This window comes from Arthrobacter sp. CDRTa11, from assembly GCF_026427775.1.
GTDB lineage: Bacteria > Actinomycetota > Actinomycetes > Actinomycetales > Micrococcaceae > Arthrobacter.
In genome coordinates this window covers 4,744,202-4,767,444 of the sequence record NZ_CP044532.1, presented here as the reverse complement: position 1 = coordinate 4,767,444, position 23,243 = coordinate 4,744,202, and the positions used below count along the sequence as shown (strand labels likewise).

Sequence of the window (23,243 nt, the reverse complement as noted above, 5' to 3'; positions counted from 1 at the left end):
CCGGACAAAGCCCCGCCCCCGAAAACCCTGCCCAACAAGCCCCTGCCTCCGAATTTCCCGCCCGAAAAACCCCTGCCGGAAAGTCAGGCTCCGGGCGTTCCCGGGCCAGGCTGGCCGGTGCCCAGAGCCGCCGCAACAACATCCACGGCTGGGCGTTTTCCGCCCCCTTCTTGGCCTTCTTCCTGATGTTCCTGGTGTGGCCCATGCTTTCCGGCGCCTACATGAGCCTGACCGGAACGTCGCTGACCGGCGCCAACACCGGGTTCGTCGGCCTGGACAACTACACAGAGGCGTTCGCTGATTCCGATATGTGGCGCTCGCTGGGCAACACGTTGTACTTCACCCTGATCAGCACGGTCCCTCTGGTGGTGATTGCCCTGGCGCTGGCAGCCCTGGTCAACATGGGGCTGCCTGCGCAGTGGCTCTGGCGCCTCTCCTTTTTCTCACCCTTCCTGCTCGCCTCCACCGTGGTCTCACTCTTCTTCGCCTGGATGTACAACCCGGAGCTGGGGCTCTTCAATGACGTCCTGGCGAAAATGGGCCTGCCCCCGGTGGCATGGCTGAACGATCCGGGCGTGGCCATGTGGGCGGTCGTGATCGCCACTGTCTGGTGGACCATAGGGTTCAACTTCCTGCTGTACCTGGCCGCGCTGCAGAACATTCCGCAGCAGCATTACGAGGCCGCGTCGCTGGACGGTGCCGGCGGGTGGCGGCAGTTCTTCTCCATCAGCCTTCCCCAGCTGGGCCCCACCACGGTCATGATTGTCATCCTGCAGATCCTGGCGTCCCTGAAAATCTTCGACCAGATCTACCAGATGACCCAGGGCGGTCCCGGCGGGGCCACCCGGCCGATTGTGCAGTACATCTTCGAGGCCGGGTTCACCGGCTACCGGCTGGGCTATTCGGCGGCCATTTCCTATATCTTCTTCGGCCTGATCCTGCTGATCGCACTGGTCCAGGTCTTTTTCACACGGAAACGGAGCGCCTGAGCCATGGCCACTACTACCCTCACACGGCCCGCCCTGCGTCTTAAGGGCTCAGGCGCCGGCTCCTCCGCCCGCCGGAAGCGGACCCCGTTGTCCCGCGTCCTTGCCACCGCCGTTGTTTCGGTCCTTGCCGTCACGTGGCTTGTCCCCTTCGCCTGGGCAACGGTCACCGCCCTGAAGAGTGAAACGGAAGCCGCGTCCACCCCCATCAGTTGGCTGCCGGCGTCGGGCTTTACGCTGGATGCCTTTACCAAAGTCCTGGCCAGCGGGAACATCCCCACCTGGACGCTGAATTCCCTCTTCACCTCCGCGGCCATCACCCTCATCACGCTGGTGATTTCCGCTTCAGTGGCCTACGCCATTTCGCGGATCGATTTCCGCGGCAAAGGGATCCTGATGGGCGTTATTATCGCGTCCATCATCATCCCGCCGCCGGTGCTGATCATCCCGCTGTTCCAGCAGATGCAGTCCCTGAACCTCATTGATACCTATTGGGCGCTGATTCTGCCGCAGGTGATCCATTCCCCCATGGTGTTTGTGCTCAAGAAGTTCTTCGACCAGATTCCGCGGGAACTGGAGGAGGCGGCACTGATGGACGGTGCTGGCCGGCTGAGGATTTTTACCACGATCGTGCTTCCGCTGTCCCGCCCGATCCTGGCCGCGGTGGCCATCTTTGTGTTCATCGGAGCCTGGAACAACTTCCTCTGGCCGTTCATCGCCACCAACGAGAGCTCCCTGCTGACCCTTCCGGTTGGCCTGCAGACCATCAAGAGCGCCTACGGCATCCAGTACGCGCAGAACATGGCTTCCGCCCTGCTCGCCGCGCTGCCCCTGATCGTGGTGTTCCTGTTCTTCCAGCGGCAGATCATCAAGGGTGTTGCCACCACCGGCTTGGCCGGAACCTAACGGCCGGACTTTCGCCCAGCAGGCTCCACCGGACAGGGCGTCCGACGGCGGGCGGCATCCTTTTGCCGCCCGCCGCACCTGAGTAGACTTCCAGTGCGTCCGCACGGACGCGTCCAGTCCTCCAGAGGAGTGATGTGCGATGACCGAGAACAATGACCTCGACAACGCAGGGATAAGCGACGAGAACACCCCCGCCGGTGTGGAAGAGGGCGAGGGCGAATACCTTGAAGGCGACTACCGCCGGGCCGGCGCCGGGGACCCGGACGCGCGCGTCGGTGAAGGCGAATACGCCCAGGGCGACTACGGCCGGGCCGGCACGGCGGGCGCCGATGAAAGGCCGGACATTTCAGAAGCGGACGCCGCAGGGGAAGACCGCACCCTCCGCGGCGACAGTGAGGGTTCCTGACCCGTCCCTGGTTTTCCTCGCTATCGGAGCCTGTTCACGCACAGCGGAACAGGCTCCGGGCGTTGGAGGGAAGCAGTGTCCGGCGCCCGAATTTCCCGACATTCTGCGGTTCCTGACCTGAAGTCCCATGGTGACAGCTGCGTGTTTGGCCAAACTTGAGCGTGCTGCACTCAACTTTGGATTGACTTAAATTCCGCGCTGAGTAAAGTTGAGTGTAGATCACTCAAGGACTGGGCGAGGTGCCCGGATCTCAACAGGACGATCACTGGATTACCGGCAAGCCCAACCCGGAAGTTCGATCACTGAAAGAAGGAAGCAACACATGTCACGTGCAGTAGGTATCGACCTCGGAACAACCAACTCCGTCGTCTCCGTTCTCGAAGGTGGCGAGCCCACCGTTATTGCCAACGCCGAGGGTGGCCGCACCACGCCGTCGGTCGTTGCATTCTCCAAGTCCGGCGAAGTGCTGGTTGGCGAAATCGCCAAGCGCCAGGCCGTCAACAACATTGACCGCACCATCGCCTCCGTCAAGCGCCACATGGGCACCGACTGGAGCGTCTCGGTTGATGACAAGAAGTACACGGCGCAGGAAATCTCCGCCCGTATCCTCATGAAGCTTAAGAACGACGCCGAGTCCTACCTGGGCGAAAAGGTCACCGACGCCGTGGTCACCGTTCCGGCGTACTTCAACGACGCCCAGCGCCAGGCCACCAAGGAAGCTGGCGAGATTGCCGGCCTGAACGTCCTCCGCATTGTCAACGAGCCCACCGCGGCTGCTCTGGCCTACGGCCTGGACAAGGGCAAGGAAGACGAACTCATCCTGGTCTTCGACCTCGGCGGCGGAACCTTCGACGTTTCCCTGCTGGAAGTCGGCAAGGACGAGGACAACTTCTCCACCATCCAGGTCCGCTCCACGGCCGGTGACAACCACCTCGGCGGCGACGACTGGGACCAGCGCGTTGTTGACTACCTGCTGAAGCAGCTCAAGGTCAAGGGCATCGACCTCTCCAAGGACAAGATCGCCCTGCAGCGCCTGCGTGAAGCGTCGGAGCAGGCGAAGAAGGAACTCTCCTCCTCCACCAGCACCAACGTCTCCCTCCAGTACCTCTCCGTCACCCCTGACGGCCCGGTCCACCTGGACGAGCAGCTGACCCGCGCCAAGTTCCAGGACCTCACCAAGGACCTGCTGGACCGCACCAAGAAGCCGTTCCAGGACGTCATCAAGGAAGCCGGCATCAAGCTCTCCGAGATCGACCACATCGTGCTGGTGGGCGGTTCCACCCGTATGCCCGCCGTCTACGAACTGGTCAAGGAAATGGCCGGCGGCAAGGAACCGAACAAGGGTGTCAACCCTGATGAGGTCGTGGCCGTTGGCGCCGCACTGCAGGCCGGTGTCCTCAAGGGTGAGCGCAAGGACGTGCTGCTGATTGACGTCACGCCGCTTTCCCTTGGCATCGAGACCAAGGGTGGTGTCATGACCCACCTGATCGAGCGCAACACGGCCATCCCCACCAAGCGCTCCGAGACCTTCACCACGGCTGATGACAACCAGCCTTCCGTGGCTATCCAGGTCTTCCAGGGCGAACGCGAATTCACCCGCGACAACAAGCCGCTGGGCACGTTCGAGCTGACCGGTATTGCGCCGGCCCCGCGCGGCGTCCCGCAGGTTGAGGTCACCTTCGACATCGACGCCAACGGTATTGTGCACGTCTCGGCGAAGGACAAGGGCACCGGCAAGGAACAGTCCATGACCATCACCGGCGGCACCGCGCTGTCCAAGGAAGACATCGACCGCATGGTCCGTGACGCTGAGGAACACGCAGCCGAGGACAAGGCCCGCCGCGAGGCAACCGATACCCGCAACACGGCCGAACAGCTCGCCTACTCCGTGGACAAGCTGATCGCCGACAACTCGGACAAGCTGCCTGAGGAAGTCAAGACCGAGGTCCAGGCCGACGTCGACGAACTCAAGAAGGCCCTTGAAGGCACGGATGACGCCGCCGTGAAGACTGCTTTCGAGAAGCTGCAGGCTTCCCAGGGCAAGCTCGGCGAAGCCATCTACGCCCAGGCCGGTTCGCCCAACGGCGCCACCGGCGACGCAGGTGCCGAGGGCGCCGCGGGTGCGGGTGAAAAGGCGGGTTCTGCCTCGGGCGAAGAAGACATCGTTGACGCCGAGATCATCGATGAAGACGAAGCGAAGAAGTAGCCATGCCCCATCACGGTAACGAAGAAGAGCACATCTCTTCCCCGCACGAGGAGCACCGGAAAGTCCAGGAAAGCCAGGAGCGCCAGCAGGAACAGCAGGGCCAGCAGGAGCCGGTTATCCGGGACAACCGCAAGGTTGACCCGGTGACCGGGCAGGCCCGCCACCCGCAGGGCGAGCAGCACGCTGCCCCCTCGGAAGGCGCGGCAGGCGCCGCCGCCAACGCAGATTCCGATGGCGACGCCCTGGCCCAGGCCGAGGAGATCCTCAACGGCATCGAGGTGCCCGCCGAGGAATCGGTGGCACAGGGGGTTTCGCCGGAGGCAACCACGGTTGAAGCTGCCGAGCTGAAGAACGACCTCCTCCGCCTCCAGGCTGAGTACGTCAACTACCGCAAGCGCGTTGAACGTGACCGTGCCGTGGCAGGGGAGATGGCCGTCATCGGCGTCCTGAATTCGCTGCTCCCGGTACTGGATGACGTAGACGCCGCCCGCCAGCACGGTGACCTCGAAGACGGCCCCTTCGCCGCCATCGCCACCAAGCTGGAGAACGCGCTGAAGACGTACGGCCTGGAGCGCATCGCGGAAACGGGTGTCGAGTTCGACCCCACAATCCACGAGGCCCTCATCCAGCAGCCCGGCGAGGACATCGAGGTTGACACCGTCAGCCAGGTACTCCGCTCAGGCTACAAGTCAGGCGAACGGGTCCTCCGCGCAGCCCAAGTGATTGTGGCTGTCCCGGCGTAGTCACCTTACGCCTCCGCGGATGAGGGGGCCCCGCCCCTACGCTGGGCGGCTTAGGATCTTCGATCCTTAGCCGCCCAGCTCCGGCAGGCCCGATGCCACTCCCGGGCCCCCTCATCCGCTCCGGCGTAGCGGTAGTCTCGCCTTAACGCTTTTGTACTTTGAAAGGAAACGCCATTGGCTAGCCAGGATTGGGTGGACAAGGACTTTTACGCGATCCTTGGTATCGCCAAGGACGCTTCCGACGCCGACATCAAGAAGGCTTACCGGAAGCTCGCCCGCCAGCACCACCCGGATACCAACTCGGGAAATACTGCGTCGGAGAAAAAGTTCAAGGACATCTCCGAGGCGTATTCCGTGCTGTCCGATCCCGAAGAGCGGCAGCAGTATGACGCTATCCGGGCCATGGGTGGCGGCGCGCGGTTTGCCCCCGGTGGCGCCGGTGCTGCCAACGGCGGCTTCGAGGACATGTTCGGCGGCCTCTTTACCGGCAGCACCGGACGCCATGCCGGCGGCTTCAGCACCTCCGGCGGCATTCCGCCCGAGTTCGCCGACCTGTTCGGCGGCGGCTTCGGCGCCCAGCCCGGCTTCCAGCGCGCGCCACAGAAGGGTGCCGACCGTACCGCTTCCACCACTATTTCGTTCGCCGGCTCCATCCGCGGCACCACCATCGGCCTGCGTGAGCCCAGCGGCGAGGTGATTGACGTCCGGGTTCCGCCGGGTATCAAGGACGGCCAGAAGGTCCGCGTCCGCGGCAAGGGGCAGCCAGGTCCGGCCGGCAACGGTGACCTGGTGGTTGCCGTTTCGGTCAAGCCCCACGATTTCTACACGCGCGACGGCGACAACCTGCGCATCCACGTACCGGTCAGCTTCCCCGAAGCTGCTTTGGGCGCCGACATCGAAGTTCCCACCATTGACGGGGAGAAGGTCCGGGTCCGGGTCCCAGCCGGCACACCTTCGGGGCGTACGCTCCGGGTCAAAGGCCGCGGCGTCAAAACCTCCAAGGGTGAGGGCGATCTGCTGGTGACCATCGACGTCGCCGTCCCCAAGAACCTCAACAAGGAAGCAGAAGCTGCAGTGAAGGCCTTCGCCGAAGCCACAGCCGACGCCGACGTCCGTCAGGGCCTGGCCGCCAAGGCCCGGCTGTAGCAACGGGGCACGCCGTGGACATCAATGCTGACCAGCCGATCTTTGTGATCTCCGTGGCTGCCGAACTGGCGGACATGCACCCCCAGACGCTGCGGCAGTACGACAGGCTCGGCATCGTCTCGCCCAGCCGCGCGCCCGGCAAGTCCCGGCGCTACTCGCAGCGGGACATCAACATGCTGCGCGAAGTCCAGCGGCTCTCCCACGAGGGCGTTTCACTGGAAGGCATCAAGCGGATCCTGGAGCTGGAGCACCAGGTGCGTGCCCTTCAGCGCAGGGTGACGGAGCTGACCGAGGAACTGGGCCGCCGTCGTAATCCACTTGATTCAAGGATTTTTGCCGCCGGCGCCGCGGGCGACGTCGTGAGCCTGGCACGCGGCCAGCGTCCGCGTGCCCGCTCCCAGGCCGTGGTGCTTTGGCGGCCGCGGGCACTCACCGACTAGCTCCACGGCGGGCATAAAACGCGTAGTCCGGCCGGCTGCGGCCGCCGGAATAGAGTACCCACTACTCGTGACTGGCTTCCGGCCAGTGTCTTGAATGGACCTAGCTGAGTCTCACAGCGTAGTTCAAGCCTCTGGGGGTGTATTCGCGTGTTTGGTTCTTGTCATCGTCCTGTATTCCTTTCCGGCGTCGCAGTCATCGGGACTCTTTCATGAGCGCCGGGACGGAATCCGTGACCATGTTCGCCTCATCCGCGCCCGGCCAGCTGCTGCTGATCGCCGGGCAGACGCTGGTGGTGGTGTGCCTTTGCTTTGACATGGTGCGGGCGCTTTCGGTGCCCAGGTCACACCGCCGGTACGTGGCCAGCACCGTCTTCCGGACCCTGGCTATCCCGTCCGTCATCGCCAACGGTGTCACTGTCCTGATCGCTTTGCTGCTCTGGTCCTGGATGGATGTAGTCACGGGCATGTTTGTGCTGGTCGCCATCATCTTCCGGCTGCACCATGACAAGGATGAGGACAACTGGTGGAAGGGCAAGGGCAAGAAGCTTGCCCGCTGGGCCCGCCGCCAGTTCGCGGGCCGTACCTCCACTGCCCCTGCCATGGGCTGAACCGTAAGTCAGTAGCTGGCGGGGGAACCGCCGTCGGATCTCCGGATGAACTGGGCGGCCAGCGCTTCCGAGCCCCGGGCAAGCAGCGCGACGTCGGCACCCACCAGGATGAAATTGGCACCGCTGTCCAGGTACTGGTTGGCGGTGACCGGATTGAACGCGTTGACGCCGGCGGGTTTCCCTGCCGCTTTGGCGGCTTCCAGGCAGTGTTCGACGGCGGCCCGGACCTCCGGGTGTTCCTGCTGTCCCAGCACGCCCATGGAGGCGGCGAGGTCTGAGGGGCCCAGGAAGATGGCGTCCACACCGTCCACGTCCAGGATCTTGTCCACGGCTTCGACGGCGGCGGTGGATTCGATCTGGACGGTGACACTGATGGTTTCCGCGGCCCTGTCCAGGTAGTCCGGGATCCGGTTCCAGCGTGAGGCCCGGGCAAGGGCTGAACCCACGCCGCGGACACCGTGGGGCGGGTAGCGGGTGGCGGCCACCGCGGCCTCGGCGTCGGCCGCGGAGTTAACCATGGGGATCAGCAGGTTTTGAACGCCCAGGTCCAGGTACTGCTTGATCAGCACGGTGTCGTTGACGGGCGGCCGGACCACGGCGTGGACGGGGTAGCCGCTGATTGCCTGGAGCTGGGCGAGGATGGATTCCAGGCCGTTGGGGCTGTGCTCGGCGTCCACCAGGAGCCAGTCCAGGCCGGAGCCGGCGCACACTTCGGCGATGAGCGGGCTGCCGGAGCAGACCCACATGCCGGCAAGCGGACGGCCTGCTTTACCGTTTTGATTGCGCAGCGCGTCGCGGAAGGTGTCCTCTATTCGAAGCGGCATGTGATGCTCCCCAGCGGTCCGTAGTCGGCGTGGACGGTGTCACCTTTGTAGACCCACAGCGGACGGGTAAACGATCCGGCCAGGATAATGTCCCCTGCCTTCATGCTGTCCCCGTGGGCCGCGATCTTGTTGGCCAGCCAGTGCACCCCGTTGGCCGGGTGGTCCAGGACCCCTGCGGCCACGCCGGTTTCTTCCACTGTCTGGTTTTTGTACAGGATGGCTGCCACCCAGCGCAGGTCCACGTCATCGGGCCGGACCGGGTTGCCGCCGATCACCATGGCGCCCATCGCGGCGTTGTCCGCGATGGTGTCCACGATGGTCCGGCCCTCCATCTCGATCCGGGAATCCAGGATCTCCAGGGCCGGAACCACGTACTCGGTGGCCTTAAGGACATCAAAAATGGTGCAGCCGGGGCCTTTCAGCCCGTCCTTCAGGACAAAGGCCAACTCCACCTCCACCCGCGGGTGCGTGTACTGGTCCCACTGCACCGAACATCCGGTTTCCAGGACCATGTCATCGAAGATGGCGCCGTAGTCCGGTTCGGTGATGCCGGTGGCTGCCTGCATGGCCTTGGACGTGAGGCCGATCTTGCGTCCCACCAGGGTCCGTCCGGCGTCCTCGTTCCGGCGCCGCCACAGTTGCTGCACGGCGTAGGAGTCCTCGACTGTCATCTCCGGGTAGCGCGCCGTCAGCCGGGGCACGGGTTTGCGGCTGCGGCCGGCTTCCAGCAGTTCGTCCGCGATGGCCTCAATCGTGGTGGCATCCATCATGGCTACAGCTGCGCTCCCAGTTTGAAGCCTGTCTTTTCTCCGGCGTCCGTCCCGTCGCTGTCCTGCTTGCGGGTGTAGGAGAAGCCGTCTGCTCCGACGGTGACTGCCATTTCGCTCTTTTCCTCCCGGACAATCACAGGCTGCGGGTTGCCGTCGAGGTCCAGGACCAGGGAGGCTTCGGTGTACCAGGACGGGACGACGGGGTTGCCCCACCAGTCGCGGCGCTGGTTGTCGTGGACGTCCCAGGTGATGGTGGGGTTGTCGGGGTCGCCGGTGTAGTAGTCCTGGGTGTAGATCTCGATGCGGTGGCCGTCCGGGTCCAGGATGTAGAGGTAGAAGGCGTTGGAGACACCGTGCCGGCCGGGGCCGCGTTCGATCCGGTCGCTGATGCGCAGGGCGCCCATTTTGTCGCAGATCTGGATGATGTTGTGCTTCTCGTGCGTGGCGAACGCGACGTGGTGCATGCGCGGGCCGTTGCCGCCGGTCAGGGCGGTGTCGTGCACGGTCTGCTTGCGGTGCATCCACGCGGCGTACGTGACGCCGTCGGAATCCTGGATGTCCTCGGAGACGCGGAAGCCCAGGTCCTCAAGGTATTTGCGGCCGCGGGGCACATCCGGGGTGACCTGGTTGAAGTGGTCCAGGCGCACCAGTTCCCCGGCGGAGTAGAGGTCGTAGCGCTGGGTGAGGCGTTCCACGTGCTCCACGTCGTAGAAGAACTCGTAGGGGAAGCCCAGCGGGTCCTCAACACGGACGGAGTCGCCGATGCCCTTGGTGAAGCCTTCCTTGCGCCGCTCAACCCGGCAGCCGAGCTCGCGGTAGTAGGCCTCGGCGGCGTCCACCTCGGCCGGGGACTTGACCCGGTAGGCAAAGGCGGCGACGGCGGCGATGGGTCCCTTGCGCAGCACCAGGTTGTGGTGGATGAACTCCTCCAGGGAGCGCAGGTAGATGTTGTTCTCATCTTCCTCGGTGACATGCAGGCCCAGGAGGTCCACGTAGAACGCGCGGGACTTGGCGAGGTCGGTGACCACGATTTCCATGTAGGCGCAGCGGACGATGTCCGGAGCCGGGACGGTGGGGGTGGGTACGAAGTTTGTCATGGGATTCTCTCTTCTTTGAGCAGGTAAAGGCGAAGACTGTTTAGCCTTCGTTGGCGGCGCTGGCCTCGATGCTGCCGAACTTGGGGGTGTGGACGCTGCCGAGCGTGATGTGCACTGCCTGCTGGTCCGTGTAGAAGTCAATGGAGCGGTAACCGCCCTCGTGGCCCAGGCCGGAAGCTTTGACGCCGCCGAATGGAGTGCGCAGGTCGCGGACGTTGTGGCTGTTCAGCCACACCATGCCGGCTTCCACGTTCTGGGAGAAGTTGTGGGCGCGGGTCAGGTTCTGCGTCCAGATGTAGGCGGCAAGGCCGTACTTGGTGTTGTTTGCCAGGGCCAACGCCTCGTCGTCGTTCTCGAACGGGGTGATGGCGACGACGGGACCGAAGATCTCCTCCTGGAAGATCCGGGCGTCGGGGGCGACGTCGGCGAACACCGTGGGTGCGATGTAGTTGCTGTTGTTGAGCCCTGCGGGCAAATTCTCGGGACGTCCACCCCCGGCCAGCAACCGGCCTTCGGACTTGCCGATTTCCACGTAGGAGGCCACCTTTTCGTAGTGCTCCGGGTGGACCAGGGCGCCCACCTGTGTTTTGGGATCGTGCGGATCGCCGACCACGATGTTCTTGGCGCGGGCGGCATACTTTTCGCAGAATTCGTCGTAGATGGCCCGTTCCACCAGGATGCGGGAGCCTGCGGTGCAGCGTTCGCCATTGAGGGAGAAGACGCCAAACAGGGCGGAGTCGATCGCGGCGTCCAGGTCGGCGTCGGCGAACACCACGCAGGGGGACTTGCCGCCGAGCTCCATGGACAGGCCTTTGAGGTTGGCGGCGGCGTTCCGGAAGATGGTTTGGCCGGTGGTGGTCTCGCCGGTGAAGGAGATCAGCGGAACGTCCGGGTGCTTCACCAGCGCGTCGCCGGCTTCCTCGCCCAGGCCGTTGACCAGGTTGAACACGCCGTCGGGGAGGCCCGCATCCTTGAAGATGGTGGCCCACAGCGAAGCCGAGAGCGGGGTGAACTCAGCCGGCTTAAGGACCACGGTGTTGCCGGTGGCCAGGGCCGGGGCCAGCTTCCAGGACTCGAGCATGAAGGGCGTGTTCCACGGCGTGATCAGGCCCGCGACGCCGATCGGCTTGCGGTTCACGTAGTTGATCTGCGAGCCGGGGACCTTCATGGCGTCGTCGAACTGGGCCACGATCAGGTCCGCGAAGAAGCGGAAGTTCTCTGCCGCGCGGAGGGCCTGGCCCTTGGCCTGGGTTATGGGCAGGCCGGTATCGAAGGTTTCCAGCTCAGCCAGGCGCTCTTCCTGCGCCTCGACGGCGTCGGCGATCTTGTTCAGGACCCGGGCACGCTCGCGGGGCTTCATCTTCGGCCACGGCCCACTGGTGAAGGCTTCGCGGGCGGCGGCCACGGCGAGGTCGATGTCCTCTTTCTGGCCGGCCGCGGCGGTGGCGTAGTTCTGGTTGGAGACAGGGTCCAGGACGTCGAAGGTCTTGCCGCCCACAGAGTCAACGAACTGGCCGTTGATGTAGTGCTGGATGTGGGAGGGAAGGTCCCGCGGCACGTAATGGGCTTTGGTTTCTTGGGCAGTGAACGTCATTGTTGTTTTCCTTACTGCTGGTGAGGCTACTTGGGAGAAACGCTGCTTTTGGGGGAGCGGGTCAGATGTTTTTGGCCTGGCTCAGGTAGGCATCCAGGGTGGCGGAGCGGTGCAGCCGGGCGGCCTTTTCGATCTCGTCGGCGCTGGCGCTGGCTTCGATGAGCTTCAAGAGGGCCTCGTGCTCGTCCACTGAGTCGTGAGCCCGGCCGGGGACGAAGCGGAAGGTGGAGGAGCGAAGGGAGGCCAGCCGGTTCCAGCCGCGATGGACCAGGTCAAGGATGTGCGGGTTGGGGCAGTGCTCGAACAGGATGCTGTGGAAGTCCTGGTTAAGTCGGGTGAAGCGGACGGGATCGAAGTGCTCCAGGCATTCGCGCATTTCGGCGTTCACGGCTCGGGCACGGGCAATTGCCACCGAGTCGATTAGGGGTGCGGACATCGCCGTCGCGGCCCCCTCCACGATACTCAGCGTCTGCATGGTGTACAGGTATTCGGTGGGGTCAATCCCGGACACGGTGGCGCCTACGTTGCGTTCGAACTTGACCAGGTTTTCGGCTTCAAGCCGGCGGATGGCCTCCCGGACCGGGACCACGCTGAAACCGAGGTCCTTGGCGATGCTGGCCAGCACCAGCCGGTACCCGGGCGTATACGTGCCTTCCACGATCCTTGCCTTGATGGCCCGGTAGGCCTGCTCGGACTTGCTGCCGGTGATATCGGCTGAGGTGGTCTCAGCGTCGGTGGCTGTTTCAGTCATTGGACCGGCCCGCTTCCCATTCTCGTTCCCATTCTTCATACTTTCTCCGCCAGGCAGCGTTCATCGGATAGAGCCCGTCCACACTGTGGCCCTGCTCCACCATTTCCGCAATGAACGTCTCCTCGCGTTCCTGCACGATGGATTCGTCGGCCACTTCCTCGGCCAGTACCGGCGGGATGACCAGGATGCCGTCCGAGTCGGCCACGATGATGTCGCCGGGCTGCACGGTGGTGCCGCCGCAGGCGATGGTGATGTCCGTATCCCACGGGATGTGGCGCCGGCCCAGCACGGCAGGGTGCGGGTTGGAATAGTAGGTGGGCATCTCCATGGCTGCCACAGCGGAGAAATCCCGGACACCGCCGTCGGTGATGATGGCTGCGGCGCCGCGGACCTGGGCCCGCAGGGCCAGGATGTCACCGATGGTGCCGGTGCCCTTTTCGCCGCGGGCCTCCATGACCAGGATCTCGCCCTCATTCACGGAGTCGATGGCCTTCTTCTGTGCATTGAAGCCGCCGCCATGGATCTTGAAGAGATCTTCGCGGTTGGGGACGTAACGGAGCGTCCGGGCCAGCCCCACCACGCGCTTCTCCGGGCGGGTGGCGGTGAGGCCGTCGATGCTGACGTTGTTCAGGCCGCGCTTGCGCAACTGTGAGGACAGTGTTGCGGTGCACACGCTTTCCAGCTTTGCCTTCAGTTCGGGGGAGAGGACAGGCCCGACGGCGGCCCCCGCCCCTGCATCTTCGACCGTTGGCAGCCCCGCTGCCTCGCGTGAGCCGTAGGCCTCCTCCCGCTGCAGGTCATCAGCCTGGGGCCCGGCACCAAAGGCCGCAAACGGCGTCGTGCCTTCCTCCACCCGGGTGACCAGGCGGCCCGTGGTGAGGCTGCCGTCAACGGTGCCCACCTCCACTTCCAGGACATCGCCCGGCGTGGCGACCGATGCGCCGGCGGGCGTGCCGGTGAGGATGATGTCCCCCTCCTGGAGGGTGAGCAGCTGGGAGAGATCGGCCACCAGGCGGGCAAACGGGAAGAGGAGGTCACCAGTGGTGTCGTCCTGGACCAGGGTGCCGTTGTGCCAGGTGCGAATGCGGAGCCCGGCGGGGTCCAGCATGTCAGCCGCGATCAGTCCGGGGCCCACCGGCGTGAATCCGTCGCCACCTTTGGACCGGAGGTTGGAGCCCTTGTCCGCATAACGAAGGTCGTAGACGCCCAGGTCATTGCTGGCCGTAATGGCGGCGACGTGGCTCCAGGCATCTTCGAGGCCCACACGGCGGGCAGGTTTGCCGATGATCAGGGCGATCTCGCCTTCATAGCCGAGCAGTTCACAGCCCGCTGGCCGCTCCACTGTTGAACCGCTCACGGCCAGCGACGACGATGGCTTGAGGAAGTAGGACGGCTGGCCTGGAGTGCGGCCCCGCTGCGCTGCGCGGCTGGGGTAATTGATATGCACCGCGATCACCTTGCGTGCTGCCGCCAGGGTGTCTTCGTTGACCTTCTCCAAGACTATCTCCTCATCGGGTACGAAATCGTATACGATCACTATCCCTCGTCAGGCGGGTTCCGTCAACCCCCAAGCCAGGTCCGAATCTGCTCTCTTGTCGTCCATGTCACATGTGGCGTAAAGTGTCCTCCAAAGCCATATGTTTCGAATATAGAAACTCAAGTTCTCATATAGAACAGCAAAGAGTTCTTTGAATCAGCCACACAGTGAAGTGAGGAAAGCCCGTGCAATTCCACCACCACGGTTACGTATCCGGTGACCCGCGGGTCCAGCCGGCCGCCGGCGTCGGCATCAACCGGCCCACCGACCTTCCCAGCGAGGTGGATGTGCTGATCGTCGGTTCCGGACCTGCCGGAATGCTGGCCGCTGCGCAGCTGTCCCGGTTCCCGAACGTCACCACCCGCATTATTGAGCGCCGCCCCGGCCGCCTCGCCATCGGCCAGGCCGATGGCATCCAGGCCCGAAGCGTAGAGACCTTCCAGGCCTTTGGCTTCGCCGAAAGGATCACGGCCGAGGCGTACCGCATCACGGAAATGGCGTTCTGGAAGCCGGACCCGGCAAACCATGCCAACATCATCCGGACCGCCCGCGCCGTCGACGACGAGATGGGCATCAGCGAATTCCCGCACCTCATCGTCAACCAGGCCCGAGTCCTGGACTACTTCGCCGAGTACATGGCGAACGCCCCCACCCGCATGACCCCGGACTATGGCTACGAATTCCAGGGGCTGAGCGTTGCCGATGAGGGGGAGTACCCGGTCACCGTGACACTCCTTTACACGGCAGGCCCGAACGAAGGGCAGGAGCGCACTGTCCGCGCCAAATACGTGGTGGGGGCTGACGGTGCGCGGAGCAAGGTGCGCCAGGCCATTGGATGCACCCTCGCCGGGGATCAGGCCAACCATGCCTGGGGTGTCATGGATACCCTGGCCGTCACGGACTTCCCGGACATCCGGACCAAGTGTGCCATCCAGGGAGCCGAGGGCAGCATCCTGCTGATCCCGCGCGAAGGCGGCCACCTGTTCCGGATGTACGTGGACCTCGGCGAGGTGGACCCCGCCACCCACCATGCAGTCCGCAATACCAGCATCGAACAGATCATTGCGAAGGCGAACGCCATCCTTCATCCGTACACCCTGGATGTCCGGAACGTCGCGTGGCACAGCGTCTACGAGGTGGGCCACCGCCTCACGGACCGGTTCGACGATGTCCTGCCGGAGGACCGCGGCACCCGCACCCCGCGCGTCTTCATCACCGGCGACGCCTGCCATACGCACAGCGCCAAGGCCGGCCAGGGCATGAACGTCTCCATGCAGGACGGCTTCAATATTGCCTGGAAGCTTGGACACGTCCTGGAGGGGCGCAGCCCGGAGAGCCTGCTGTCCACGTACTCGGAGGAGCGCCAGGTGGTGGCCAGGAACCTGATCGACTTCGACAAAGAGTGGTCCGCCATGATGGCCAAGAAGCCGGAAGAGTTCGAGAACCCCTCCGATCTTGAGGACTTCTACGTGCGCACCGCGGAATTCCCGGCCGGCTTCATGACGCAGTATGCACCATCCATGCTTGTGGGTGCCTCTGACCACCAGGACCTGGCCGCCGGCTTCCCGATTGGCAAGCGGTTCAAGTCCGCACCTGTTGTCCGTATCGGCGACACCAATCCCATGCACCTGGGCCACCATGCCACTGCGGACGGCCGGTGGCGGATCTACGTTTTCGCCGATTCCGCCCTGCCCGGAACGGGAAACGGGCCGGTAGGTTCCGCCACCAACCAGCTTGCCGAGTGGCTTGCGAGCTCGCCGGAATCACCGCTGGCGGCGACGCCGTCGGACGCTGATCCGGACGCATGGTTCGACGTCAAGGTGATCTACCAGCAGCCCCACACGGCCGTTGACATCGGCGCGGTGCCGGCTGTGTTCAAGCCGCAGGTGGGGCCGTTCAAGCTGACCGACTACGAGAAGGCCTACGCCACCGATCCGAACGCGGACATCTTTGAACTGCGCGGCCTGGACCGCAACGGCGTGGTGGTGGTGGTGCGTCCGGACCAGTACGTGGCCAACGTCCTCCCCCTCATGGCGACGTCCGAACTGGCCGCGTTCTTTGCGCCCCTGCTGCGCCACCGGATCTCCAGCTCCTCGAGTGAACTGCGTGCATAAGGAGACTTCCCGTCGTAGGGTACGGGCAGGGGCGTTCGGCTGATTCTCCGGCCGGTGCCCGTCCCTTGCCCGGCGAGCCGCCGTGCACAAAGGGGAACTGGAAGCCGACGAAGGGAACGAACTGTGAGCCTGCGGGGATTCAGCACCATCAACTTCTGGGCCGATGACGTGGCAGCTGCCACCGCCTGGTATCAGGAGTTCCTTGGTTTTGACGCCTACTTCCAGCGGCCGGGGCCGGACGGGCTCCTGGCATACTCGGAGTTTCGGATCGGTGACTACCAGAACGAGCTGGGCATCATCGACAGCCGCTTCCGGCCGCCGTCGACGGCAAATGGGCCCGGTGGCGCAGTGATGCACTGGCATGTTGACGATCTCAGTGCCACCGTGGAGCGGCTGTTGGCGATGGGTGCCACGGAGTATCAGCCCATCACAGCCCACGGGGACTCGGGCTTCATCACCGCTTCTGTGGTGGACCCGTTTGGAAACGTGCTGGGCGTGATGAACAACCCCCATTACCTGGACGTGCTTGCCTCCCGACCGCAGGGCTGACGTGGATCCGCTCGAGTTCCGGAACGCCGGGGAGTGGGACTCGTGGCTCACGGCAAACGAGGGCCACGCGAGCGAGGCCTGGCTGCTGATCGGCAAGCGGCATTCCCGGGCGGCGTTGCTGACCATTGAGGAAGCGCTGGACGTAGCACTGTGCCACGGCTGGATCGATGGCCAGCGCAAGTCCCATAACGACGCGTCATTCCTCCAGCGCTACTCGCGGCGACGGGTGAAAAGTTCGTGGTCCCGGATCAATGTGGTCAAGGCCGAGGCCCTGATGGAAGCCGGTCGGATGCGGCCGCCGGGACTCGCGGAGATCGAGTTGGCCAAGGCGGACGGACGCTGGGCTGCCGCGTATGACTCGCAGCGGACCGCGGACGTGCCGCCTGACCTGGCGGCCGCGCTCGCTGATGACCCCGCGGCTGGAACTGCCTTCGAAAGCCTCGGGAAATCAGGACGCTACGCCGTGATCCTTCCACTCCTCAAGGCCCGGACACCGGAATCACGGGCAAAGATCCTGGCCCGGGAGCTGGCGAAGCTGGCGGGCTTGGCTTCTAAGTGAGCACTAATTGACACTTGTAAACTTATTTACACTTGTATAGTATCCTCGCATGATGACAGCTGGAAAAGAGGCCCTGGACCCCAGGGTGCGCCGCTCGCGGGCAGCGCTGATGCGGGCCGCCGTCGAGCTCGTGGCCCAGCGTGGCACCGCTGCCGTTCCCGTCTCAGAGATTGCTGAAGCTGCCGGTGTGACCCGGCCGGTGATTTACCAGCATTTCGGGGACCGCGAGAGTCTTCTGTTGGCGGCCGTATACGATCTGGCCAGCCGCGAATTGTTGCCCCGGCTGGCTGACGCCTCAAAGTCGCCTACGAGGCGGGCGGGAGCGCTGGCCCTGGCGGCCCATTTCGCCGAGCACAGAGCGTTCTACCGCGCCGTGCTGACCAGCTCCTGCGCCTTTCAGATGACAAAGTCGCTGACAGAATTGCTCATTCCCGTCAACCAGGAACTGGTCCACCAGACGTTCGGCTCGGACCTTGACGCGCAGGCGGAACTGGACTTTGCCACGTTCCTGACCGGCGGCGGGGCCGCCGTCGTCAATACGTGGGTGGTGGAGGGGCCGGAGCCCCTTGACCCCGAACAGTTCGCGGACCGGCTGATGCGGTTGGCGGGCGCTGCTGCAGCCCTGCTCCCGCCGGCAGCCAGTCCTCTCATCCGCTCCGAAAGCACGACGACGAAAGTACAGGAGCCGCAGCCGTGAACCTTTTAAGCCACATCCTTCAGCGCAAACTGGAACTTCCGCCGCCCCTGACCCGCGACCTGGTGGTGCAGAAAAACCTGCGCGTGCCGATGCCCGACGGCGTTGAGCTGCTGGCGGACCGCTGGGCTCCGCGGGATGGCGGCAAGGGGCTGCCCACTGCACTGCTCCGCACACCGTATGGACGGGCTGGCATGTTCGGCGCGGCCATGGCACGGCCTCTTGCGGAGCGCGGATTCCAGGTGCTGATCCAGAGCGTGCGGGGAGGATTTGGTTCTGGCGGAATACTGGATCCGATGCGGCAAGAGCGCGAGGACGGTATGGCCACTCTTGACTGGGTGGTGAAGCAGCCTTGGTTCGGCGACTCAATGGTGCTGGTGGGCATGAGCTATCTCGGATTTGTCCAGTGGGCGGTTGCCGATCAGCTGCCGCCGCAGGTGAAGGCGATGATCCCGCACGTGACGGAGTCTGCGCTGACCATGGAGTTTCTCCGCGAAGACGGCATGTCGCTGGAGCTGCCGTTCGAGTGGGGAGTGCTGACCGCCGTCCAGGAGCGGCCCTGGGCGATGCTGCGGAGCAGGGGCCAGGCCAGGAAAACGGTGCGGGCGCTGCACACCCTGCCGCTTGCTACGGCCGATGTGGCAGCCATTGGCCGGAGCTCCAAGTACATTCAGGACGTCCTGGCTTACGATGCGACGCACGAGTACTGGGACAGCCTCAACCATTCGCACCGGGTTGCCAATGTGGGTGTGCCGGTCAGCTCCGTCGGTGGCTGGTACGACATCTTCCTTCCCGGCCAGCTCCGCGACTTCCAGGTCCTCCAGGAATCGGAGCGGCCGGCCCGGCTGACCGTAGGCCCTTGGACGCACGCGGAATTCACCAATGCTGCGCTGCTGGAGGCCCTCGATTTCGGCCTGGCATTCGCAAGGGGCGGGCAGCCGGCGGAGCGTGCCCCGGTCCGGCTTTTCGTGATGGGAGAGGACGCCTGGCGCGACTTCGAGTCCTGGCCGCCGAAGGGCTATGAACCTCAACGGTTCCACCTGCAGGCCCAGGGCGGACTTTCTGTCGATCCGGCCACTGATTCTTCGCCGGATACCTTCCGCTACGATCCGGCAGAACCAACGCCGGCCGCGGGAGGCATCAGCATCAGCCATGGGGGCCGGGTCGACAACACAGCGCTTGAGGCGCGGGCCGATGTGCTGACCTACACCACCGCCGTACTTGAGCAGGATGTGGACGTTATCGGCGAAGTCAGCGCTGAGATCTGGTTCCGATCCAGCCTGGCGCACGCCGACGTCTTCGTCCGCCTGTGCGACGTGGGCCCCGACGGCCGTTCCCACAACGTCTGTGACGGTCTGACCAGCCTCTCGGCCGCCGACGAGCTTTCCCGCGCCACTGTTCGGCTCTGGCCAACCGCGTATCGATTCAAGCGTGGCCACTCCATCCGGGTGCAGGTTTCCAGTGGCGCCTTCCCGCGGTTCGCCCGCAATCATGGCACGGGTGAACCCCGGGCCACCGCCGTCACACTGCTTGCGGCCGACCAAGCCGTCTACCACGATCCGGAGCACCCTTCGGCGATAGTCCTGCCCGTGAAGGTGGCAGGGGACCAGGTGCGGGGCTAGCAACTCTGGAAAGCCGGCGGCGGAGCCATCAGCGGTGCGGCGCTCCCGCCGTCGAACATCCTGTCGACGGTCCGGACGTTGCTGGTCCGGACGTTGTTGGTACAGCTGGTGTTGGTCCGTCTGGTGTCAGTACGGGCTGTTGTCAGTCAAGCGGAAGGGTGATACACACCCGGGTACCCTCACCGCGGGCGGACTCCACGGTGATGGTGCCGGCGGCTTCATGGACGGCCATGGCCATCAGGCGGAGGCCGTAGCCGTGATTGCTCCGGCTGTTGGCATTGCTGTCGGCGCTGAATCCCACGCCGTCATCGGTGATGGTGAGTCGAACGCCATGGAAAACCGCTGCCAGGCGAACGGTGAGTGCGGTTGCCCTGGAGTATTTGGAAGCGTTGGTGAGTGTTTCCTGTGCAGCCTGATACAGCAAGGCGGCGCAGGCTGCGGGAATCTCGATGCCGTGATGAGGGGTCTCCCAGTGCACCGCAACACCTTGCTGGCGCAGCGGAGCAGTCAGCTTGTCGATGCAGCCAGCAAGTCCCAGAGTATGGAAGTCAACGGCCAGGTCATGAGTGACGGCGCCGGCGGTACGTTGGTCCAGAACTGTTGTGTGGCTCACGGCTGTCCCTGCTTCCTTTGCATCTTACGGATTCGCCCACCTGGTCCGGCTGGATCGGTGTGCCGTTGAAATAACCATGGACCTCAACGATCAAGGGTTCCGGCACTATGGCGCAGTGGAAGGGCAGGTTTCAGGCAGGGTTTGGCAAGCAAGGCCAGGTGATGTCCCGGCCCCGGTGCTGCGCACCACGCTTCTCCGGCGCTGTGCACCCCGGCCCCGGCGCCCCCAGAGGCATCAGCGTTACAGGTGAAACTCCGGTATCTGCGACTGAAACGTTGATTTAACCAGCCGGAAACCCACCGCCCACATGCCGCCATACAGTTGGAACCAGACGGCAATAGCTGCCCTCCGACGACCGCGGTGCAGACTCCGCGATCTTCCTCCGGAGCGGCTCTGACGGGCAATTTCCGTTCTCTCTTCGCATCACGAAAGGGGTTTCCCATGGATTCGGGAAATGTCGCTTGGATTTTGGCCAGTTCAGCACTGGTCTGCATGATGATCCCCGCCCTGGCCTTGTTCTATGGGGGCATGGTGGGGTCTCGCCGCATTCTCAACATGATGATGATGTGCTTCGGTGGGGCCAGCCTGGTTGCTGTTCTGTGGGCTTTGTTTGGCTACTCGATGGCCTTTGGAAATTCAGTGGGAGGCCTGGGCCTCATCGGAGACATCACGGAGTTCCCCGGCATGGGTCAGCTGATGGAAGCCGATGAGGCAGCATCCATTCCGGTGATCCTCTTCGCGGCTTTCCAGCTGTTCTTCGCCTGCGTCACCACTGCCCTGGTTGCGGGAGCGGCAGCCGGGCGCATGAAGTTCGGGGCCTGGATGTTGTTTGCCGGGATCTGGGCCACCATCGTCTACTTCCCCATCGCACACTGGGTGTTCGCCTTCTCCTCTGCGGACGGGAGCGTTACCGGTGGCTGGATCGCCAGCGGAATCAAGGCGATCGACTTTGCAGGCGGAACCGCTGTTCACATGAATGCCGGCGCCGCGGCGCTCGCCTTGGCCCTGGTGCTGGGCAAGAGTTCCGGCTGGCCGAAGATGGAACACACCAAGCCGCACAGCCGGCCCCTGGTGCTGGTGGGGGCCGGGCTGCTCTGGGTTGGCTGGTTCGGTTTCAACGCCGGCTCGGCACTCTCGGCCGGCCAGTCCGCCTCGGTGGTCTTCCTCAACACGGCCGTTGCAGCCTCGGCCGGACTCCTTGCCTGGGCCTTGGTTGAACGTCTGCGCAGCGGGGCCGCCACCAGCATGGGTGCAGCTTCGGGCCTGATCTCGGCACTCGTTGCCATCACCCCTGCCTGTGGTGCCGTGAGCCCCCTCGGCGCCCTCGCCATCGGAGCCATAGCGGGTGCGGTATGCTCCCTCGCCATCGAGCTGAAGTTCCGTCTGGGCTTCGATGATTCACTCGACGTGGTGGGCGTTCACCTGGTCGGCGGCATCCTGGGCACCCTGCTCATCGGTTTGTTCGCCACCGACGCGGCTCCGAATGGAGTAAGCGGCCTCTTCTACGGCGGCGGCGTCGAGCTCCTCGGTGTCCAGGCTTTGGCCACGGTGACGGTGCTGGCCTACTCGTTCGGCATCACATGGATCCTGGCGAAGATCCTCGACCGGACCATTGGCCTGCGCATCAAGCCGGAGGATGAGATGCGCGGCATCGACCTCGCCGCCCACTCCGAGCTGGCGTACCTTACGGACGAAGACCCGGTGGAGCTGGGTTCCCCGCACCGCAGCTAATTCGAAAAGGGACTCATTCGAGTCAGGCAGAGGGCCGAACCACGGACCGGTGCCAGCAGCGGCTGGCTTATAGTTCCGTGGTTCGGCCCTCTGTTGTGGGCGCCCGGTGCCCGGTGCCCGGTGCCCGGTGCCCGGTGCCCGGTGCCCGGAGCTAGTGCTCGGTGCAGACCAGGTTTCCGTCGCGAACTTCCAGTACTGCCGCCCGGATGTGGCTCAGGTGCGTCCTGGGGTCAGGGGCCATGGTGTCGATGTCCTCCCCACCCCAATACGGGTGCGTGAAGTAGACCAGCAGGGCACGTTCCCCGCCGTCCTCCGCGGGTGCGAGGGGAACCACGTCCGCGTGTCGTCCGACGACCGGCCGTCCATCTACGGATTCCGGTTGCGTCAGGATGAGCCCGCCGAGGTGTTCCTGCCGGGTCCAGCCTCCCGCGCCGTCCCCCGACCGATGAACACCCTGGCCTCGCCACTCGTCTACGATCATCCAGAACTTTCCCTCCAGCTGGAAGACCTTGGGCCCCTCATGTGGGCGGCCCGGGATGGTGAGGCCTTCAAGAGCCCACGACGACGGATCCCCAGGGGTGTCGCTGACGGCACTGTATGTTTTCGACTCCCGGGCTTCGTCCTTGTACCAGAGCCGGTAGCGGCCGTCGCCGCACAGGGCCACCGCGGCGTCAATGACGCGCGGCGAATCCAGGTCCAGGGCGCCGAGGTACTCCCAGTTCACCAGATCCTGGCTGGCGAACTGGACGATTGACGCGTTACCGGTCCAGTCCGTACGCACCCCGCCCAGGACGGTCAGGTACATGATCCAATGGTCACCAATCCGTACGACGTCGGGCGCCCAGAGAGTAGCGGGGAGTTCAGTTTCTGGGGGCACCAGTCCGTCAACCGTGCCTTGGTAGCGCCAGTTGAGGCCGCCGTCGGACGATCTCGCCACGCCTATTTCCGTGCCGTGCACCCACTCGACGCCGGTCAGGCCGGGCGCAGTCGCTCGGCGCTGCGTGTAGAACAGGACCCAGTCGCCGGTGAGGTGGTCCGGGACCAGGATGGGATCCGTGGGGCCGTCCCAGCGGGGATCACGATAAGGGACTGTGAAAGCATCGGGGCGCAGGGGAGTGAGCGGCTGGGCCGGTGCCGAGGTTTCCCCCTGTCCTGAGCTGTACGAACGCCCCTGGCCCGCAAAAGCGCTGCGGGCCCCCACCGCTTGAGCGGGGCCGGACCGCTCATACGCTGAGCCGCCAGGGAGGAGGGGAAGTGTATGGGTGGCGGGGCCTTCTTCGGATGGCTGGTGCTGGGGCACGTCTTCTCCAACGTTGTAGTTTCGGGCTGACTACAGCATAGGGGCGA

Annotated in this window: 22 protein-coding genes; 14 read left to right on the top strand and 8 right to left on the bottom strand. The window is 64.6% G+C overall.

Annotated features, from left to right (window positions below):
• Window positions 1–110 precede the first annotated feature (110 nt).
• The 8 genes from F8G81_RS21740 (at window position 111) to F8G81_RS21705 (ending at window position 7,441) form a co-directional block, all read left to right on the top strand.
• Entirely contained in the window at window positions 111–989 is an 879-nt protein-coding gene (locus F8G81_RS21740; protein ID WP_267279323.1) for a carbohydrate ABC transporter permease, read from the top strand.
• 3 nt (window positions 990–992) lie between these two features.
• On the top strand, window positions 993–1,892 hold the full coding sequence (locus tag F8G81_RS21735) for a carbohydrate ABC transporter permease (protein ID WP_267276701.1): 900 nt from the start codon (window positions 993–995) through the stop codon (window positions 1,890–1,892).
• A gap of 139 nt (window positions 1,893–2,031) precedes the next feature.
• Complete coding sequence (locus tag F8G81_RS21730; RefSeq protein WP_267276700.1) at window positions 2,032–2,298, top strand: hypothetical protein; 267 nt, start codon at window positions 2,032–2,034, stop codon at window positions 2,296–2,298.
• 322 nt (window positions 2,299–2,620) lie between these two features.
• The gene (gene dnaK / locus F8G81_RS21725) at window positions 2,621–4,504 is read left to right on the top strand and encodes a molecular chaperone DnaK (RefSeq protein WP_267276699.1); all 1,884 of its coding nucleotides are present in this window, start codon (window positions 2,621–2,623) and stop codon (window positions 4,502–4,504) included.
• 2 nt (window positions 4,505–4,506) lie between these two features.
• Window positions 4,507–5,247, top strand: coding sequence for a nucleotide exchange factor GrpE (locus F8G81_RS21720; protein ID WP_267276698.1), 741 nt, complete (start codon window positions 4,507–4,509; stop codon window positions 5,245–5,247).
• 174 nt (window positions 5,248–5,421) lie between these two features.
• Window positions 5,422–6,393 (top strand): DnaJ C-terminal domain-containing protein, encoded by a 972-nt coding sequence (locus F8G81_RS21715; protein ID WP_267276697.1) that lies wholly within the window; start codon window positions 5,422–5,424, stop codon window positions 6,391–6,393.
• 14 nt (window positions 6,394–6,407) lie between these two features.
• A complete protein-coding gene (locus F8G81_RS21710; RefSeq protein ID WP_323809219.1) occupies window positions 6,408–6,833 on the top strand; it encodes a heat shock protein transcriptional repressor HspR in 426 nt (141 codons plus the stop codon).
• A gap of 209 nt (window positions 6,834–7,042) precedes the next feature.
• Entirely contained in the window at window positions 7,043–7,441 is a 399-nt protein-coding gene (locus F8G81_RS21705) for a hypothetical protein (protein WP_267276696.1), read from the top strand.
• An 8-nt stretch (window positions 7,442–7,449) separates the two neighbouring features.
• Here F8G81_RS21705 and F8G81_RS21700 read toward each other — a convergent pair whose 3' ends face one another.
• The 6 genes from F8G81_RS21700 to F8G81_RS21675 all read right to left on the bottom strand — a co-directional run bounded on the left by F8G81_RS21700 (window position 7,450) and on the right by F8G81_RS21675 (window position 13,975).
• Window positions 7,450–8,265 (bottom strand): HpcH/HpaI aldolase/citrate lyase family protein, encoded by an 816-nt coding sequence (locus F8G81_RS21700; protein ID WP_267276695.1) that lies wholly within the window; start codon window positions 8,263–8,265, stop codon window positions 7,450–7,452.
• On the bottom strand, window positions 8,250–9,035 hold the full coding sequence (gene hpaH, locus F8G81_RS21695; RefSeq protein WP_267276694.1) for a 2-oxo-hept-4-ene-1,7-dioate hydratase: 786 nt from the start codon (window positions 9,033–9,035) through the stop codon (window positions 8,250–8,252). The genes F8G81_RS21700 and hpaH overlap by 16 nt, the downstream gene beginning before the upstream one ends.
• A 2-nt stretch (window positions 9,036–9,037) precedes the next feature.
• Window positions 9,038–10,132 (bottom strand): 3,4-dihydroxyphenylacetate 2,3-dioxygenase, encoded by a 1,095-nt coding sequence (gene hpaD / locus F8G81_RS21690; RefSeq protein ID WP_267276693.1) that lies wholly within the window; start codon window positions 10,130–10,132, stop codon window positions 9,038–9,040.
• 40 nt (window positions 10,133–10,172) lie between these two features.
• Window positions 10,173–11,726 carry a 5-carboxymethyl-2-hydroxymuconate semialdehyde dehydrogenase gene (gene hpaE, locus F8G81_RS21685; protein WP_267276692.1) on the bottom strand — a complete coding sequence of 518 codons (1,554 nt, stop codon included), beginning with the start codon at window positions 11,724–11,726 and terminating at the stop codon, window positions 10,173–10,175.
• A 61-nt stretch (window positions 11,727–11,787) separates the two neighbouring features.
• Window positions 11,788–12,477 (bottom strand): GntR family transcriptional regulator, encoded by a 690-nt coding sequence (locus F8G81_RS21680; protein WP_267276691.1) that lies wholly within the window; start codon window positions 12,475–12,477, stop codon window positions 11,788–11,790.
• Window positions 12,470–13,975 carry a fumarylacetoacetate hydrolase family protein gene (locus tag F8G81_RS21675; protein ID WP_267276690.1) on the bottom strand — a complete coding sequence of 502 codons (1,506 nt, stop codon included), beginning with the start codon at window positions 13,973–13,975 and terminating at the stop codon, window positions 12,470–12,472. The genes F8G81_RS21680 and F8G81_RS21675 overlap by 8 nt, the downstream gene beginning before the upstream one ends.
• Before the next feature lie 224 nt (window positions 13,976–14,199).
• Between F8G81_RS21675 and F8G81_RS21670 the strand changes: the two genes are divergently transcribed.
• From F8G81_RS21670 to F8G81_RS21650, 5 genes are all read left to right on the top strand, one after another.
• Window positions 14,200–16,128, top strand: coding sequence for an FAD-binding monooxygenase (locus F8G81_RS21670; RefSeq protein ID WP_267276689.1), 1,929 nt, complete (start codon window positions 14,200–14,202; stop codon window positions 16,126–16,128).
• 123 nt (window positions 16,129–16,251) lie between these two features.
• Window positions 16,252–16,677 (top strand): VOC family protein, encoded by a 426-nt coding sequence (locus tag F8G81_RS21665; RefSeq protein WP_267276688.1) that lies wholly within the window; start codon window positions 16,252–16,254, stop codon window positions 16,675–16,677.
• Between the two features lies 1 nt (window position 16,678).
• A complete protein-coding gene (locus F8G81_RS21660; protein WP_267276687.1) occupies window positions 16,679–17,236 on the top strand; it encodes a YdeI/OmpD-associated family protein in 558 nt (185 codons plus the stop codon).
• Between the two features lie 49 nt (window positions 17,237–17,285).
• Complete coding sequence (locus F8G81_RS21655; protein ID WP_267276686.1) at window positions 17,286–17,933, top strand: TetR/AcrR family transcriptional regulator; 648 nt, start codon at window positions 17,286–17,288, stop codon at window positions 17,931–17,933.
• Window positions 17,930–19,552 carry a CocE/NonD family hydrolase gene (locus F8G81_RS21650; RefSeq protein WP_267276685.1) on the top strand — a complete coding sequence of 541 codons (1,623 nt, stop codon included), beginning with the start codon at window positions 17,930–17,932 and terminating at the stop codon, window positions 19,550–19,552. The genes F8G81_RS21655 and F8G81_RS21650 overlap by 4 nt, the downstream gene beginning before the upstream one ends.
• A gap of 142 nt (window positions 19,553–19,694) precedes the next feature.
• On the opposite strand, the gene F8G81_RS21645 is transcribed toward F8G81_RS21650, so the two are convergent.
• Window positions 19,695–20,165, bottom strand: coding sequence for a sensor histidine kinase (locus F8G81_RS21645; protein ID WP_267276684.1), 471 nt, complete (start codon window positions 20,163–20,165; stop codon window positions 19,695–19,697).
• 441 nt (window positions 20,166–20,606) lie between these two features.
• Here F8G81_RS21645 and F8G81_RS21640 point away from each other — a divergent pair, with 441 nt between their 5' ends.
• Window positions 20,607–21,896, top strand: a complete 1,290-nt coding sequence (locus F8G81_RS21640) for an ammonium transporter (RefSeq protein WP_267276683.1) — start codon at window positions 20,607–20,609, stop codon at window positions 21,894–21,896.
• A 151-nt stretch (window positions 21,897–22,047) separates the two neighbouring features.
• Here the strand turns inward: F8G81_RS21640 and F8G81_RS21635 are convergent, their stop codons facing one another.
• Window positions 22,048–23,196 (bottom strand): glycoside hydrolase, encoded by a 1,149-nt coding sequence (locus F8G81_RS21635; RefSeq protein ID WP_267276682.1) that lies wholly within the window; start codon window positions 23,194–23,196, stop codon window positions 22,048–22,050.
• Window positions 23,197–23,243 lie beyond the last annotated feature (47 nt).